Source organism: Rhodoferax sp. LS1P39, assembly GCF_056521425.1.
Window position 1 is genome coordinate 37,874 of record NZ_JBWMAV010000018.1, and the last position, 15,106, is coordinate 52,979.

The following is a 15,106-nucleotide window of genomic DNA, read 5'->3' on the forward strand; positions in this document are numbered from 1 at the left end:
ATGCGGCACTTGCAAGACCTCCCTGTGTTGATCCTGGGCCTCGGTGCGTCTGGCCTGGCCATGGCGCGCTGGTGCGCCCAGCACGGCGCGCAGGTCACCGTGGCCGACACGCGCGAGGCCCCGCCCCAACTGGCCACGCTGCTGGCCGAAGTGCCCGCCGCCCGGTTCATCGCCGGTCCGTTCAACGCGGCACTGGCGCAGGGCGTGCGCGCCGTGTACCGTTCGCCCGGCCTGTCGCCCGAGGTGCTGGCCCCGGTGCTGGCCGAGGCGCAGCGTGCAGGTTTGCCTGTAGGTGGCGAGCTCACCCTGTTTGCCCGTGCGCTGGCCGATCTGGGTCAAGCCCCTGCGGTGTCGGAGCCAGAATCCGAAGAGGACACCGCCGCGCCATCCGAAGACGACGAAGCCCCCGTGGCCATCGCCGCGCCCGCGGCACCGCTGGGTTACCAGCCCGCCGTGCTGGCCATCACCGGCACCAATGGCAAGACCACGGTCACCTCGCTCACCGGCCAATTGGTGGAACGCGCCGGTAAAACCGTGGCCGTGGCGGGCAATATCGGCCCCACACTGCTGGACACGCTGGCGGCCCACATGGCGGCAGACAGCTTGCCCGAAGTCTGGGTGCTGGAGCTGTCCAGCTTCCAGCTTGACGCAGCCCAGGGCTTTGAGCCTACCGCCGCCGCCGTGCTCAACCTCAGCCAGGACCACCTGGACTGGCACGGCAGCATGCAGGCCTATGGCGCGGCCAAGGCCCGCATCTTCGGCCAGCACGGCCTGATGCTGCTGAACCGCGAAGACCCTGGCGTGATGGCCATGCTGCCCGAGCCGATCCGGGTGCGCTTGCAAAAGCCCCAGTTGCGGCGCCACACCACCTTTGGCGGCGACATGCCCCAGCGCCCTGGCGACTTCGGCCTCGAAGTGGTCAACGGCATGGCCTGGCTGGTGCGCGCCCTCGAAGCGGACGAGACCAAGCGCAAGCGCAGCGAGGCCGCAGACGACCTGTACATCCAGCGCCTGATGCCCGCCGATGCGTTGCGCATCCGGGGCCGCCACAACGCCGTCAACGCCCTGGCCGCGCTGGCGCTGGCCACGGCGGCAGGCTGCGCGCTGGCTCCCATGCTCTACGGCCTGCGCGAATACCGGGGCGAGCCGCACCGGGTCGAGTCGGTCGATACCGTGCGCGAGATCGAATACTTTGACGACAGCAAAGGCACCAATGTGGGTGCCACTGTGGCCGCACTGAACGGCCTGGGTGCCGAGCGCCGCATCGTCGTCATTCTGGGTGGTGAGGGCAAGGGCCAGGACTTCACCCCGCTGGCTGCGCCGGTGGCGCGCTACGCCCGCGCGGTGGTGCTGATCGGCCGCGACGCGCCGCAGATCCGCGCTGCATTGGCCGATGCAGGTGTGGCCCTGGTCGATGCCGACAGCATGGCCCAGGCGGTGCAGTTGGCCAGCCAGCGCGCCCACCCCGGCGACGCTGTGCTGATGTCGCCCGCCTGCGCCAGCTTCGACATGTTCAACAACTACGAGCACCGCGCCCAGGTGTTCATCGAGGCCGTCATGGCCTTGGCCGATGCCGGGGGGAGCGAAGCATGAGCGCTATGTCCCTGCGTTTCAGCGATTGGTTCAAGGGCCTGCCCAAGGCCGCAGCCGATGCCTTGCCGGTCAAGCTGGGGTCCGCTGGCTTCTCGCGCACGCCCAGCCAGCCGCAGCGGGTGCATGGTTTTGACCAGCCGCTGCTGTGGGTCACGGTGGCGCTGCTCGCCTGGGGCCTGGTGATGGTGTATTCGGCGTCGATTGCCATGCCCGACAACCCCCGCTTCGCCAAGTACGACCACAACTTCTTCCTGATCCGGCACGCCATGTTTCTGTGCGTGGCCTTTGTGGCGGCGTTGATTACCTTCCAGGTGCCGATCCGTACCTGGGAGCGCTGGGCGCCGTGGTTGTTTTTGTTCTCGCTGCTGCTGCTGGTGCTGGTGCTGGTTCCGGGCGTGGGCAAGGTGGTGTACGGCGCGCGGCGCTGGCTGCCCTTGGGGGTGATGAACTTCCAGCCGTCCGAGATGGCCAAGTTCGCCACCGTGGTCTACGCCGCCGACTACATGGTGCGCAAGATGGACGTGAAAGAGAACTTCTTGCGCGCTGTCTGGCCCATGGGATTGGCGATGGGGGTCATCGGCATCCTGCTGCTGGCCGAGCCCGACATGGGTGCGTTCATGGTGATTGCCGTGATCGCCATGGGCATTTTGTTTCTGGGTGGGGTGAATGCCCGGATGTTCTTCCTGATCTCGACCATCCTGCTGGGCGCGTTCAGCCTGATGATTGCCTTCAACGACTACCGCCGGGCGCGCATCTTCGCCTACCTCGACCCCTGGAGCGACACCAACGCCCTGGGCAAGGGCTACCAGCTCACCCACTCGCTGATCGCCATTGGCCGGGGCGAGATCTTTGGCGTGGGCCTGGGCGGCAGCATCGAAAAACTCAGCTGGCTGCCCGAGGCGCATACCGACTTCCTGCTGGCCGTGATTGGCGAAGAGTTTGGCCTGGTGGGCGTGGTCACCTTGATCTGCCTGTTCTTCTGGCTGATCCGCCGCATCATGCACATTGGCCGCCAATCCATCGCACTCGACCGCCTGTTTGCCGGTCTGGTTGCCCAGGGCGTGGGCCTGTGGATGGGCTTTCAGGCTTTCATCAATATGGGTGTGAACCTGGGCGCATTGCCCACCAAGGGGCTGACACTGCCGCTGATGAGTTTTGGCGGGTCGGCGATTTTGTGGAACCTGGTGGCATTGGCGGTGGTGTTGCGAGTCGATTACGAAAACAGGCAACTCATGCATGGAGCGCGGGTATGAGCGCGCGCCATTTGGTCGTCATGGCGGCAGGTACGGGCGGGCACGTCATCCCTGGTCTGGCCGTAGCGCGCGAGATGCAGCAGCGTGGCTGGACCGTCAGCTGGCTGGGCACGCTGCACGGCATGGAAAACAAGCTGGTGCCGCCCTCGGGCATTGCCATGGACCGCATTGCCTTCAGCGGCCTGCGCGGCAAGGGGCTGCTGCACACGCTGACCGGCGGCGTGCGCATGCTGGCGGCGTTCTGGAGCTGCCTGCAGATCCTGCGCCAGCGCCACGCCCATGCCGTGCTGGGCATGGGCGGCTACGTCTGCTTTCCCGGCGGGCTCATGGCCTCGTTGCTGGGCAAGCCGCTGATGCTGGTGAACGCCGATGCCGCGCTGCTGATGAGCAACAAGGCCTTGCTGCCGGTAGCCGACCGCGTGGCCTTCGGCTTCGATGGCCCGGCCACCCAAGGCATCCGCCGCGCGGTGGTCACCGGCAACCCGGTGCGTGCCGAGATCGAATCCATCGCCGCACCCGCCGCGCGCTTTGCGGGCCGCCAAGGGCCGCTGCGGGTGCTGGTGGTGGGCGGCAGCCTGGGTGCCAAAGCGATCAACGACTGCTTGCCACTGGCACTGGCCCGGCTGCCCGCCGACCAGCGGCCCCAGGTGGTGCACCAGACCGGTGTGGCCCAGCAGGCCGCCGTGCAGGCTGCCTATGCCGAGCAGGGCATCGCCGCCCAGGTGCTGCCGTTTATCGACGACATGGCTACCGAGCTCGCGGCCTGCGACCTGATCGTGTGCCGCGCCGGGGCCGTCACCGTGAGCGAGCTGTGCGCCGCCGGTGTCGCCGCCGTGCTGGTGCCTTTGGTGGTCAGCACCACCTCCCACCAGCGCGACAACGCCCGCTGGATGGCCGACAAGCACGCAGGCATCCACCTGCCGCAGGCCGAGCTGACACCGCAGCACCTGGCGGACCTTTTGACAAACCTGAACCGTGAGCAACTGCTTGCGATGGCCACCCAGGCCCGCGCGCTGGCCAAGCCCCATGCGGCGGCGCGCGTGGCCGATGAACTAGAAAGACTGGTACGCCCATGAAACACGCCGTACGCCATTTGCACTTCGTTGGTATCGGCGGCTCCGGCATGTCGGCCATTGCCGAGGTGCTGCACAAGCTGGGTTATGTGGTCTCGGGCTCGGACCAGAGCGACAGCGCCACGCTGCGCCGCCTGGGGGGCTTGGGCATTACCACCTTCATTGGCCATACGCCGGAGAACGTGGCGGGGGCCGATGCCATCGTCACCTCCACCGCCGTCAAGGCCGACAACCCCGAGGTGATTGCCGCCCGCGCCCAGCACGTGCCCATCGTGCCGCGCGCCTTGATGCTGGCCGAGCTGATGCGCCTGAAGCAGGGCATTGCGATTGCCGGCACCCACGGCAAAACCACCACCACCAGCCTGGTGGCCAGTGTGCTGGTCGAGGCCGGGCTGGACCCGACCTTTGTGATCGGTGGCCGCCTGAACAGCGCCGGGGCCAATGCCCGTCTGGGCACCGGCGACTACATCGTGGTCGAGGCCGATGAGTCGGATGCGTCGTTTTTGCACTTGCTGCCGGTGATGGCGGTGGTCACCAATATCGATGCCGACCACATGGAAACCTATGGCCACGACTTCAATAATCTGAAGAAGGCCTTTGTCGATTTTCTGCACCGCATGCCCTTCTACGGCACGGCCATTTTGTGCACCGACGACCCCGGCGTGCGCGCTATCGTCGATGAGGTGACCAACCCCGTCACCAGCTACGGCTTTGAAGAAGGCGCCCAGGTGCGGGCCGTGGACGTGCGCGCCGTGGGCGGCCAGATGCATTTCACCGTGCAGCGCCGCAACGGCGTGGTGCTGCCCGACCTGGACGTGGTGCTGAACCTGCCGGGCCGCCACAACGTGCTGAACGCGCTGTCGGCCATCGCCATTGCCGCTGAGCTGGACCTGCCCGATGCCGCCGTGCAGCGTGCGCTGGCCACGTTCGAGGGCGTAGGCCGCCGTTTCCAACCCTACGGTGAACAGCCCACCAAAGACGGTGGCACGTTCACCCTGGTGGACGACTACGGCCACCACCCGGTGGAGATGGCGGCTACCTTGTCGGCCGCGCGTGGGGCCTTTCCAGGCCGCCGTCTGGTGCTGGCCTTCCAGCCGCACCGCTACAGCCGCACCCGCGACTGCTTTGAAGATTTTGTGCGGGTGATTGGCGAGGCCGATGTGGTGCTGCTGAGCGAGATTTACGCCGCGGGCGAGGCCCCCATCGTGGCGGCGGATGGCCGGGCGCTGTCCCGTGCCCTGCGCGTGGCAGGCCGGGTGGAGCCGGTCTTCATCGACGACATCGCCACCATGCCGCAGGCGATTGCCGACATTGCCCAGAACGGCGATGTGGTGCTGTGCATGGGTGCTGGCTCCATCGGTTCTGTGCCCGGCAAGGTGGTTGATTTGCTATCAATACGAGAGCTTCTCTCGCCCATGGAATAAGCGCTATGAGCCAAAAAGACTTAAATTTAGGAAAAGTGGCCGTGCTGATGGGCGGTGCGTCCGCCGAGCGCGAGGTATCCAAAATGTCGGGCACCGGCGTGCTGGCCGCGCTTCGCAGCCAGGGCGTGGATGCGCATGCATTCGACCCATCCGAACGCGACCTGGGCGACCTGAAGCGCGAGGGTTTCGACCGCTGCTTCATCGCCCTGCATGGCCGCTTTGGCGAGGACGGTACGGTGCAAGGCGCGCTGGAGTTGTTGGGCATTCCGTACACCGGCTCGGGTGTGATGGCCTCCAGCATTGCCATGGACAAGGTCATGACCAAACGGGTCTGGATTGCCGAGGGGCTGGCGACGCCGCGCTACCAACTGCTTGGCCCGGGCGATAGGGAACGGCGCAAGATCATCTGTGTTCCTGACGATCTGGGTTTGCCCGTCATCGTCAAGCCGGTGCGAGAGGGCTCATCCATCGGTGTGACCAAGGTCGAGGGCTACTCCGGCATGCTGGAGGCGGTGACCGCTGCCGCGCAACTGGATTCGGACGTGTTGTGCGAACAGTTCATTGACGGCGACGAAGTAACCTGCCCCGTGTTGGGTACTGGTGCCGATGCGCGCGCCTTGCCGGTGATCCGCATCGTTGCCCCGGAGGGCAATTACGACTACCAGAACAAGTACTTCACCGACGATACGAAGTATCTGGTGCCATGCGGCCTGCCCGCTGGTGAGGAAGAGGCCATACAGGAGTTGGTGCTCAAAGCCTATCGGGTTCTCGGTTGCCGAGGCTGGGGTCGCATCGATGTGATGATCGATGCGACCAGTCGCAAGCCCTATTTGCTGGAGATCAATACCTCCCCTGGCATGACCAGCCATTCGCTGGTGCCCATGTCGGCCCGCGCTGCAGGCATCAGCTACGAAGCCCTGTGCGTAGGCTTGCTGCAAACCGCAGCGCTAGACAACGCCAGACCGACGGCCTGACCATGCAAAAAGTCGCCGCCCCCATGGACGTGAAACTCATGAACGCCACCGCCACGGTGCTGTTCCTGGGCGCGCTCGTCCTCGGGCTGGTGGCGCTGGTGCAGTGGGCGGCGCGCCAGCCGGTGTTTGCCATCCGTGGGATAACGGTGGTGGGCGACGTGGTGCACAACAACGATGTCACGCTGCGCGCCAACCTGGGCGGCAAGATCAAGGGCACGTTTTTCACCGTCGACCTCAACGCCACCAAGGCCGCCTTCGAGGCCGTGCCCTGGGTGCGCAAGGCGGTAGTGCGGCGCGAGTTTCCCAACCGTCTGCGGGTGGTGCTGCAAGAGCAGCAGGCGGCGGCCTACTGGGGCGACGACAGCGAACCTCGCTTGCTCAATACCTTTGGCGAAGTGTTCGAGGCCAATGTGGGCGAGGTGGACCACGACGACATGCCCCGCCTGAATGGCCCGGCAGAGCAAGCTGGCCAGATCCTGGGCATGTACCAGACGCTGGCCCCCGTGCTGGCCCCGCTGGACATGACGCTGGACCAGCTGACGCTGACCAAGCGCGGTGGCTGGCGCATGCAGACCGATGCCGGTGGCGAGGTCGAGCTGGGCCGGGGTACGGCGGAAGAAATTACCCAACGCCTACAGCGCTTCATCGGCACCGTAGGCCAGGTCACCCAGGTCTATGGCCGCACGGTAGATGCCGTGGAGCAGGCCGACCTGCGCTACACAGAAGGTTACGCCCTGCGCTTGCGCGGCGTGACCACCTTGGCCGCACCTCCACCGGTGCCCAAGCCAAAAATATCAGGACATTGAATTACAGGACGCACTATGGCAAAAGAGTACAAAGATTTAGTCGTCGGGGTGGATATCGGCACCGCCAAGGTGATGGTGGTGGTGGCCGAGGTGCTGGCCGGTGGCGAGCTGAAGCTGGCCGGGTTTGGCTCGGCTCCCAGCAACGGCCTGAAACGCGGCGTGGTGGTGAACATCGATGCCACGGTGCAGAGCATCCAGCTGGCGCTGAAAGAAGCCGAGCTGATGGCCGACTGCAAGATCTCGCATGTCTACACCGGCATCACCGGCAGCCATATCCGGGGCATCAATTCCAGCGGCATGGTGGCGGTGAAAGACCGTGAAGTCACTGCGGCCGACGTGGCCCGCGTGGTGGAAACCGCCAAGGCCATCCACATCTCTACCGACCAGCGGCTGCTGCTGGTGGAGCCGCAAGAGTTCATCATCGACGGGCAGGACGTGAAAGAGCCCATCGGCATGAGCGGCATCCGCCTGGAAGCCAAGGTGCACATCGTCACTGGGGCGCAAAGTGCCGCCGAGAACATCATCAAATGCATCCGCCGCTGCGGCCTGGACGTGGACCAGCTGATGCTGAACCCGCTGGCCAGCAGCCTGTCGGTGTTGACCGAAGACGAGCGCGAACTGGGCGTGGCCCTGGTGGACATTGGCGCAGGCACCACCGACGTAGCCATCTTCACCAACGGTGCGATCCGCCACACCGCCGTGATCCCGATTGCGGGTGACCTGATCACCAGCGACATCGCCATGGCCCTGCGCACGCCCACCAAGGACGCGGAAGACATCAAGGTTGAAAGCGGCTATGCCAAGCAGTTGCTGGCTGACCCGGATGCCCAGGTGGAAGTGCCTGGCCTGGGCGACCGGGGCCCGCGCATGCTGAGCCGCCAGGCGCTGGCTGGTGTCATCGAGCCCCGCGTGGAAGAGATTTATTCGCTGGTGGCCCAGGTGATCCGCGAGTCGGGCTTTGAAGAAGTGCTGTCCAGCGGCATCGTGCTCACCGGTGGCAGCGTGGTCATGCCCGGCATGGTCGAGCTGGGCGAAGACATCTTTTTGAAACCCGTGCGCCGGGGCGTACCCAAGTACCGCGGCGCGCTGTCCGACATGGTCTCGCAGCCCCGCGCCGCCACTGTCATGGGCCTGCTGGAAGAGGCCCGCATCGGCCGCGCCCGCGGCTTCAAGGTGGCGCAGAAAAACGGCTCCATGAAGACCGCGGTGGGCCGCGTCAAAGACTGGTTTGTGGGGAACTTCTGACCATGCACAGCACCCAGACCCCCCACTCCTTTCCGCGTGGCAGCCCGGCACCCATGGCACTTTGGCGATGGCGGACTTGCCATCCGCCCTGGTCCCCGCATACCCCGTTTTGATTTTTTAGTTTGAACCAACAGCACCCCATTGACACCATGAAGGAGAACCACATGCCTATCGAAATGATTGAAGTCGAAGAATTTAACCTGGGCACCCAGATCAAAGTGATCGGTGTCGGCGGCGGCGGCGGCAATGCCGTGGAGCACATGATTGGCTGCAACGTCCAGGGCGTGGAGTTCATCAGCGCCAACACGGACGCGCAGGCCCTGGGCCGCAGCGTGGCGCACAAGACCATCCAGCTGGGCCTGAGCGGCCTGGGCGCCGGCAGCAAGCCCGACAAGGGCCGCGAAGCCGCCGAGCTGGCGGTGGACGACATCCGCGCGGCTATCGCCGGTGCGCACATGCTGTTCATCACCGCCGGCATGGGCGGTGGTACCGGCACCGGCGCGGCACCGGTGATTGCCCGTGTGGCCAAGGAAATGGGCATTCTGACCGTGGGCGTGATCACCAAGCCGTTCGACTTCGAAGGCCCCAAGCGCATGTCCAATGCCGACAACGGCCTGGCCGAGCTGGAAGCCAATGTGGATTCGCTGATCGTGGTGCTGAACGAGAAGCTGCTCGAAGTGCTGGGCGACGACGTGACGCAGGACGAAGCCTTCGCCCACGCCAACGACGTGCTGAAAAACGCTGTGGGCGGGATTGCCGAAATCATCAACGTGCCTGGCCATGTGAACGTCGACTTTGAAGACGTGCGCACCGTGATGGGCGAGCCCGGCAAAGCCATGATGGGTACCGCCGTGGCCGACGGCCCCGACCGCGCCCGCATCGCCGCCGAGCAGGCTGTCGCTTGCCCGCTGCTGGAAGGTATCGACCTGTCGGGTGCCAAGGGCGTGCTGGTGCTGATCACCGCGGCCAAGGGCTCGCTCAAGCTGAACGAATCCAAGCTGGCCATGAACACCATCCGCGCCTACGCATCGCCCGACGCGCATGTCATCTACGGCACCGCCTACGACGACGGACTGGGCGACAAGATCCGCGTCACCGTGGTGGCCACCGGCCTGAGCAAACGCCGTGTGGCGGCCCCGCTGCAAGTGGTGGTGCAACGCACCGGCACCGACAACGTGGGCTTCACCCTGCCAATGCAAGGCAGCGCCAACGGCATGGGTGTGGGCAATGGCCAGCCCGACTACGAGTCGCTGCGCGGCCCAGCGGTATGGCGCACGCCCAACCGCACCCAGGCCAGCGCCCGGGTGGACGCGCTGTCGTCGGGTGGCATGGACGACTACGAGATCCCGGCCTTTTTGCGTAAGCAAGCCGATTGAGGGTCTGCACCCGCCGATCTCGCACTTGTGGCGGGATCGGGGGATGCCTTTTCTCGATCTCCGCCATCAACATTGCTGATCGTGGGCGATAGGCCTGCCAATTAAAATCGCACCATGCTCCAGCAACGAACCCTCAAGTCCCTCACCAAAGCCGTCGGTGTGGGCGTGCACAGCGGCCAGCGGGTCGAATTGACGTTGCGCCCGGCACCGCCGGACACCGGCATCGTGTTTCGCCGTACCGATCTGCCCACACCGGTGGATATCGCCATGACGGCCACCTCGGTGACCGATACGCGCATGGCCACCACCGTGTCCAGCGGCTCGGCCAAGGTGTCGACCGTGGAGCACCTGATGTCGGCCTGTGCAGGGCTGGGCATCGACAACCTGATTGTGGAAATCACCGCCGAAGAAGTGCCTATCTTGGATGGCTCGGCGGCGGCTTTTGTGTACTTGCTGCAAACGGCAGGCATCGAGCTGCAAAAAGCCCCGCGCCGCTTCATCCGCGTGACGCAGCCGGTGGAAGTGCGCGAAGGCACGGGCACGGCAGAAAAGTGGGCGCGACTGGAGCCGTACCACGGCTACAAGCTGAGCTTTGACATCATCTTTGACCACCCGGCGGTGGACTCCACCGGCCAGCACGTCGAATTCGACCTGGGCAGCGATTCCTACACCCGCGACATCGCCCGCGCCCGCACCTTCGGCTTTACCCGCGATGCCGAGATGCTGCGCGCCAACGGCCTGGGCCTGGGCGGCGGCATGGACAACGCCATCCTGATGGACGACTACAAGGTGCTCAACGCGGGTGGCCTGCGCTACGACGATGAATTCGTCAAGCACAAGGTGCTGGACGCGATGGGCGACATGTACATGCTGGGCAAGCCCTTGCTGGCCAGCTACAGCGCCATGAAGTCCGGCCACGCGCTGAACAATAAGCTGATCCGCGCACTCATGTTGAACACCGAGGCCTGGGAACTGGTGACGTTTGACAACGCGTCCGACGCGCCCGCTGGCTTCGCCCAACTCGCCCGCGCCTGGTAGCCCCATGCTGCTGTTCCGCTGGGCCATCCTGTTCCTGCTGCTGGGCGCTGGCGTGTCCTTCGTGTTCTACGTGGGCACGCGCGACCGCCGCTACCTGCGCTGGGGCTGGGTGATTTTGAAGTGGACGCTGCTGGCGGCGTTTGGTTTCTTCACGGTGCTGATTCTGGAACGCCTGGCCTGAGCTCTGTTAATTGATCCGGCCATCGCGGTACATGCCGCTGGTCTTTCGGGTCAACGGTGTCGCCTGCGCCAACCGGGCCATGGCGTGCCCCACGTGGGCGTGGGTGATGGCCATGCCCAGGGCGTCGGCAGCATCTTTGCCGGGCAGCACGGGCAACTTCAACAACCGTTTCACCATTTCCTGCACCTGGGTCTTGTCGGCCCGGCCATGGCCGACCACGGCTTTTTTCATTTGCAGCGCGGTGTACTCGTGCACCTGCAAATTGCTGTGTCCCAGCGCCGCCAGGCTGGCCCCGCGCGCCTGGCCCAGCAGCAGGGTGGACTGCGGGTTCACGTTCACAAAGATGATTTCCACCGAAGCGGCATCCGGCTCGTAGCGGGTGCAGACCTCGCAAATCCCGTCAAACAGAATCTTGATGCGCGCAGGCAACTGCCCCAGGTCCAGGTGCGTGGTCTTGATGGTGCCGCTGGCCACATAGCTGAGGTTGGAGCCGTCCACGTCGATGATGCCGAAGCCGGTGGTTTGCAAGCCGGGGTCAATGCCGAGAAGTCGCATGCTACTTATTTGAGAGCTGGTTGTGCTTATGGAATAAGCGCTGGAGGTCTAAAAGACTAAAAATCGAAAAGCTCATTTTTTGACCCGCTTGGGTGCAGGTGGTGCCGCCAGATAGTTGTCTTTGCTCACCACCGGCATGCCGGTTTTGGCCTCCAGCTCTTTGCGGGCGTTGCCTGCAATGGCCCCGCCTTGTCGGGCCGAGGTACGGTTTTCGTCAAAACCCAGGGCATCGCTGCGGCGGGCGATTTCGGTGGTGCTGGCCTCGCCGAGCATGGTGAAGATCAGCTCCAGGTCGGTCATGTGGTCGCGCAGGTTGTTGCCCGTTTTGACCGCGTCCAGCCCTTTGATGCGACTGTGGTCTGCGGGGGTGACACCAAAGGTGGCGCGGGCAATTTCAGCAGTGAGGATGGAGTATTCCTTGCCTTCCTGCACACCGCGCTCCTTCCATTCTTCGGTGAGTTCGCCGCGTACGGCGATGGAGCGCAAGCGTTTTTCGATCCAAGCGGGCGGATAGCCTTTGGCCTCGTACAGCGCGCGGGCGCGGGCGCTGGCGAGTTCGGGGTTGTCGATCTCTTGCACCCGCTCGTAGCCCACCTGCGCCAGCCAGCGCTTGAACGGCTCGGCTTTGGGGGAGGGGATGGACTGGATGATGCGGAACAGGCCTTCGGTGTTGGCGCAGTTCACCCTTTGCGCGCCACCCGCTGTTTCAACCCGAAGGGGGGTGGCAATTTGCCCCCACCCTTTGGCCAGCTCTGGGTCGCGGCGGCGCAAGTCTTTCACGTAGCCTTCTGGCTGCACGGAGTCCGTGAGTACCGCCACCACATCGACGATGGCAAACCACCACGCCCCGTCGTGCCAGACCCGGCGGATGCTGGTTTCCTGAAAAACGGCGATGTGGTTTGGTGGATCGGCGGGGCTTGCTTTCTTTGCCATGGCGACTTTCTGACGATTCACTGCAAAAATAAGAGCTGGTTGCACTTATGGAATAAGCGCTGGGGGCCTAAAAGATGCTGAAAACTGCGCTTCACAACATCCAGTCTTCCATTGTCAACCCCGGAACCCGCTCAAAGTGCCGGGTGTTGTGGGTGACCAGCACCAGGTTTTCGGCCAGCGCGTGGGCGGCGATCTGGGTGTCCAGTTCGCCGATGGGCGTGCCTCGTTTTCTGAATTGCGACTGGATGTCGCCATACCGGTCGGCAGCCGCAGCCGTCCAGGCCAGGGTGGGAAGCTGGCCCAGTAGCAGATCGATCCCCCGGCGGCGTTTGTCGTCAGTGGCCATCAGCGCCTGGCCGTAGCGCATTTCAGCCCGGGTGATGGCGGAGATGGCGCCATCTTGCGTCTGCAGTGTCTGCGCCACGCGCTGCGTCAGCCGGGGTTGGATGCCTTTGAGGAAGTAGCTGAGGATGTTGGTGTCCAGCAGGTACAGGATCACTGCGCACCCCCTTCGTCCGGTGGTTCGGCCCAGTCTTCAAACGGGTCAGGGCGCACGGCGGCGGAGCGCTCGGGAATGAAGTCCTCAGTGAACGGGTTGTCGTGAATCATCTGAAGCAATTCGGCCAGTTCGCGTTGGCGCTGGTCGTCGTTCTTGGGTTTGAGCGTGATCTCTCCCGTCACCTCGTTCTTGGCGATCCACATTTCCGCCACATCGACGCGGAAGGCCTTGGGCAGGCGGATGGCCTGGCTGTTGCCGGTAGAAAACACTTTGGCGGTGGCTTGCATGGCGGCCTCCTGTGCAAAAAATATATACGAAAGTGTATCTATTTTTGAGGCCAATGTCCCTTACAGCCGGAAAAACCAGCGCACCGAGTGGAAGAAGATCGGCGCGGCGAAACACAGCGCGTCTACCCGGTCGAGCAGGCCGCTGGCGCCGGTGATGGACTGGCCCTGGGTGCCCCAGTTGGTGATGCCGCGGTCGCGTTTCAGGGCTTTCATCACCAGGTGGCCCGCGGTGCCTGCGGCGCAGGCAATCAGCGCCATGGCCAGGGCCTGGCCGGGTTTGAACGGGGTGATGCCTGCCAACAGTACGCCCATCAGGCCCCCGGCGGCCATGCCCAGGCCCCAGCTGCTCCAGTTGAAGCTTTGGCTGATGTGCGGCGCGCGCGGCGGGCGTTGCTGCTTGCGGGCGGCCAGGTGCTGCACCAGCATGCAGCTCTGCACCACCAGCACCAGAAAGAACACCAGAAACGCGCTTTTGTCGGCGTAGCCGGGAATCTCCAGCCGCACCAGGGCCGGGATGTGGCTGGTGCCGTAAACGCAGACCATGATGCCCCACTGCATCTTGGCGTTGCGCTCCAGGAAACGGTGCGGGTCGTCGGCCAGCGCGCCCACCAGCGGCAGGGCCAGAAACACGTACACCGGGATGAACACGGTAAACAGGTCGAAATGCCGCCCGCCCGCCATCCAGAACTGCACCGGCAGCACCACAAAAAACGCCAGGATCAGGCTGCGGTGGTCGCCCCGGTGGGTGGGCGACAGGGTGATGAACTCGCGCAGCGCCAAAAACGACACCAGGCCAAACAAGGTGATGGCAAACCAGCCGCCCAGCACCCAACCCAGCCAGAAAGTGACCGCCATGAACCAGCTATGGCGCAGCAGGCGGCGCAGGTCGGTGAGATCCGAGCCAAACGCCGCCTTGAAGGCCCCGTCGTCGCGCTCGCGCAGCGACACCAGCAACAGCGCGGCGCTGGCCAGCGATAGCACCCCAAACACCAGCAAAAACAGCGCGGCCACCTGTTGGCTGCCGCTCAAGGCGCGAAGAAATGCGTTCATATGTCTCTAAGCGCCATCACGTTCAGGCGCGCGCGGTCCAGGAACGCGCGGCGCTCTTCGCCTGGCTCCACCTGCATCGGCGTGCCAAAGGTCACCGAGCACAGCACCGGCACCGGGATCACCTCGCCCTTGGGCATGACGCGCTGCACGTTGTGGATCCAGGTGGGCACCAGTACCACGTGGGGGAACTGCACCGCCAGGTTGAATAGCCCGGCCTTGAACGGCTGGGGCTCGGGCAAGTGGCCGCGTGTGCCCTCGGGGAACAGGATGATGGAGTCGCCGCTTTGCAGCGCCTCAATCAGCGGCTCCAGCGGGTCTTGCTCCACGCCTGCTGCATCTTTGGTGCGGGCCCGGTCTACATAGATGGCATTGAACACCGCGCTGGTCAGCCACTTCTTGAAGCGCGAGTTGGCCCAGTAGTCTTTGGCGGCAATGGGGCGGGTGATGCTGCGCAGCTCGGTGGGCAGGGCGGCCCACATCAGGATCAGGTCCACGTGGCTCTGGTGGTTGGCGAAATAAATGCGCTGTTCGGCCTTGGGTGGGCAGCCGTGCCAGCGGGCTTGCGCCCCGGTCAGCAGCCGCACGATGCCGAGCAAAAGAAAGCTGGTGATCTTGGCAAGCATGGCGGGGATCATAAGCGGGCAGGGCGGCGCACCGGCCAGATTCAGCATAAAAACTGCCCCTACCGCCCTATCCATAAGCACAAGCAGCTACGAAATATGTAGTATTTTGTGGCCAAACAAGGGAAAGCCCTAGTATTCATAATTCGTTAATTAATCAAAAATTAATGCTCTCAACGGGGCATGGTGCCGCGTTGAA

At 64.4% G+C, this 15,106-nt stretch carries 16 protein-coding genes; 10 read left to right on the forward strand and 6 right to left on the reverse strand.

From position 1 onward, the window contains the following. The 10 genes from murD (at nt 1) to AC097O_RS21905 (ending at nt 10,963) form a co-directional block, all read left to right on the forward strand. Entirely contained in the window at nt 1–1,593 is a 1,593-nt protein-coding gene (gene murD / locus AC097O_RS21860) for a UDP-N-acetylmuramoyl-L-alanine--D-glutamate ligase (RefSeq protein WP_479595085.1), read from the forward strand. After that, the gene (gene ftsW, locus AC097O_RS21865) at nt 1,590–2,846 is read left to right on the forward strand and encodes a putative lipid II flippase FtsW (protein WP_479595086.1); all 1,257 of its coding nucleotides are present in this window, start codon (nt 1,590–1,592) and stop codon (nt 2,844–2,846) included. The genes murD and ftsW overlap by 4 nt, the downstream gene beginning before the upstream one ends. Further along, nucleotides 2,843–3,922, forward strand: a complete 1,080-nt coding sequence (gene murG, locus AC097O_RS21870; RefSeq protein ID WP_479595087.1) for an undecaprenyldiphospho-muramoylpentapeptide beta-N-acetylglucosaminyltransferase — start codon at nt 2,843–2,845, stop codon at nt 3,920–3,922. Before ftsW ends, murG begins: the two co-directional genes overlap by 4 nt. Next, complete coding sequence (gene murC, locus AC097O_RS21875) at nt 3,919–5,343, forward strand: UDP-N-acetylmuramate--L-alanine ligase (protein WP_479595088.1); 1,425 nt, start codon at nt 3,919–3,921, stop codon at nt 5,341–5,343. The genes murG and murC overlap by 4 nt, the downstream gene beginning before the upstream one ends. 5 nt (nt 5,344–5,348) lie before the next feature. Continuing rightward, nucleotides 5,349–6,317, forward strand: a complete 969-nt coding sequence (locus tag AC097O_RS21880; RefSeq protein ID WP_479595089.1) for a D-alanine--D-alanine ligase — start codon at nt 5,349–5,351, stop codon at nt 6,315–6,317. A 2-nt stretch (nt 6,318–6,319) separates the two neighbouring features. Continuing rightward, the gene (locus AC097O_RS21885) at nt 6,320–7,123 is read left to right on the forward strand and encodes a cell division protein FtsQ/DivIB (protein WP_479595090.1); all 804 of its coding nucleotides are present in this window, start codon (nt 6,320–6,322) and stop codon (nt 7,121–7,123) included. A gap of 15 nt (nt 7,124–7,138) precedes the next feature. Beyond that, nucleotides 7,139–8,368: a cell division protein FtsA gene (gene ftsA, locus AC097O_RS21890; RefSeq protein WP_315183158.1), complete on the forward strand. Its 1,230-nt coding sequence runs from the start codon at nt 7,139–7,141 to the stop codon at nt 8,366–8,368. Nucleotides 8,369–8,532: 164 nt separating this feature from the next. After that, complete coding sequence (gene ftsZ / locus AC097O_RS21895) at nt 8,533–9,744, forward strand: cell division protein FtsZ (RefSeq protein WP_315183156.1); 1,212 nt, start codon at nt 8,533–8,535, stop codon at nt 9,742–9,744. 114 nt (nt 9,745–9,858) lie between these two features. Continuing rightward, a complete protein-coding gene (gene lpxC, locus AC097O_RS21900) occupies nt 9,859–10,782 on the forward strand; it encodes a UDP-3-O-acyl-N-acetylglucosamine deacetylase (RefSeq protein WP_479595091.1) in 924 nt (307 codons plus the stop codon). A 4-nt stretch (nt 10,783–10,786) separates the two neighbouring features. Beyond that, nucleotides 10,787–10,963 carry a hypothetical protein gene (locus tag AC097O_RS21905; protein WP_315226674.1) on the forward strand — a complete coding sequence of 59 codons (177 nt, stop codon included), beginning with the start codon at nt 10,787–10,789 and terminating at the stop codon, nt 10,961–10,963. A gap of 6 nt (nt 10,964–10,969) precedes the next feature. On the opposite strand, the gene ruvC is transcribed toward AC097O_RS21905, so the two are convergent. The 6 genes from ruvC to AC097O_RS21935 all read right to left on the reverse strand — a co-directional run bounded on the left by ruvC (nt 10,970) and on the right by AC097O_RS21935 (nt 14,910). Beyond that, complete coding sequence (gene ruvC / locus AC097O_RS21910) at nt 10,970–11,518, reverse strand: crossover junction endodeoxyribonuclease RuvC (protein ID WP_479595092.1); 549 nt, start codon at nt 11,516–11,518, stop codon at nt 10,970–10,972. Between the two features lie 72 nt (nt 11,519–11,590). Next, nucleotides 11,591–12,451 (reverse strand): BRO-N domain-containing protein, encoded by an 861-nt coding sequence (locus AC097O_RS21915; protein ID WP_479595093.1) that lies wholly within the window; start codon nt 12,449–12,451, stop codon nt 11,591–11,593. 91 nt (nt 12,452–12,542) lie between these two features. Continuing rightward, nucleotides 12,543–12,950, reverse strand: coding sequence for a type II toxin-antitoxin system VapC family toxin (locus AC097O_RS21920; protein WP_479589205.1), 408 nt, complete (start codon nt 12,948–12,950; stop codon nt 12,543–12,545). Continuing rightward, complete coding sequence (locus tag AC097O_RS21925; RefSeq protein WP_479589204.1) at nt 12,947–13,237, reverse strand: antitoxin; 291 nt, start codon at nt 13,235–13,237, stop codon at nt 12,947–12,949. Before AC097O_RS21925 ends, AC097O_RS21920 begins: the two co-directional genes overlap by 4 nt. Nucleotides 13,238–13,297: 60 nt before the next feature. After that, nucleotides 13,298–14,287 (reverse strand): phosphatidate cytidylyltransferase, encoded by a 990-nt coding sequence (locus AC097O_RS21930; RefSeq protein WP_479595094.1) that lies wholly within the window; start codon nt 14,285–14,287, stop codon nt 13,298–13,300. Then, a complete protein-coding gene (locus AC097O_RS21935) occupies nt 14,284–14,910 on the reverse strand; it encodes a lysophospholipid acyltransferase family protein (RefSeq protein ID WP_479595095.1) in 627 nt (208 codons plus the stop codon). Before AC097O_RS21935 ends, AC097O_RS21930 begins: the two co-directional genes overlap by 4 nt. Nucleotides 14,911–15,106: the final 196 nt, after the last annotated feature.

Coding starts and splice junctions, on each gene's coding strand:
- AC097O_RS21915 (WP_479595093.1), bottom strand. CDS start 12,451: ATGGCAAAGAAAGCAAGCCCCGCCGATCCACCAAACCACATCGCCGTT.
- ruvC (WP_479595092.1), bottom strand. CDS start 11,518: ATGCGACTTCTCGGCATTGACCCCGGCTTGCAAACCACCGGCTTCGGC.
- lpxC (WP_479595091.1), top strand. CDS start 9,859: ATGCTCCAGCAACGAACCCTCAAGTCCCTCACCAAAGCCGTCGGTGTG.
- AC097O_RS21885 (WP_479595090.1), top strand. CDS start 6,320: ATGCAAAAAGTCGCCGCCCCCATGGACGTGAAACTCATGAACGCCACC.
- AC097O_RS21880 (WP_479595089.1), top strand. CDS start 5,349: ATGAGCCAAAAAGACTTAAATTTAGGAAAAGTGGCCGTGCTGATGGGC.
- ftsA (WP_315183158.1), top strand. CDS start 7,139: ATGGCAAAAGAGTACAAAGATTTAGTCGTCGGGGTGGATATCGGCACC.
- AC097O_RS21925 (WP_479589204.1), bottom strand. CDS start 13,237: ATGCAAGCCACCGCCAAAGTGTTTTCTACCGGCAACAGCCAGGCCATC.
- AC097O_RS21905 (WP_315226674.1), top strand. CDS start 10,787: ATGCTGCTGTTCCGCTGGGCCATCCTGTTCCTGCTGCTGGGCGCTGGC.
- murC (WP_479595088.1), top strand. CDS start 3,919: ATGAAACACGCCGTACGCCATTTGCACTTCGTTGGTATCGGCGGCTCC.
- ftsZ (WP_315183156.1), top strand. CDS start 8,533: ATGCCTATCGAAATGATTGAAGTCGAAGAATTTAACCTGGGCACCCAG.
- ftsW (WP_479595086.1), top strand. CDS start 1,590: ATGAGCGCTATGTCCCTGCGTTTCAGCGATTGGTTCAAGGGCCTGCCC.
- AC097O_RS21930 (WP_479595094.1), bottom strand. CDS start 14,287: ATGAACGCATTTCTTCGCGCCTTGAGCGGCAGCCAACAGGTGGCCGCG.
- murG (WP_479595087.1), top strand. CDS start 2,843: ATGAGCGCGCGCCATTTGGTCGTCATGGCGGCAGGTACGGGCGGGCAC.
- AC097O_RS21935 (WP_479595095.1), bottom strand. CDS start 14,910: ATGCTTGCCAAGATCACCAGCTTTCTTTTGCTCGGCATCGTGCGGCTG.
- murD (WP_479595085.1), top strand. CDS start 1: ATGCGGCACTTGCAAGACCTCCCTGTGTTGATCCTGGGCCTCGGTGCG.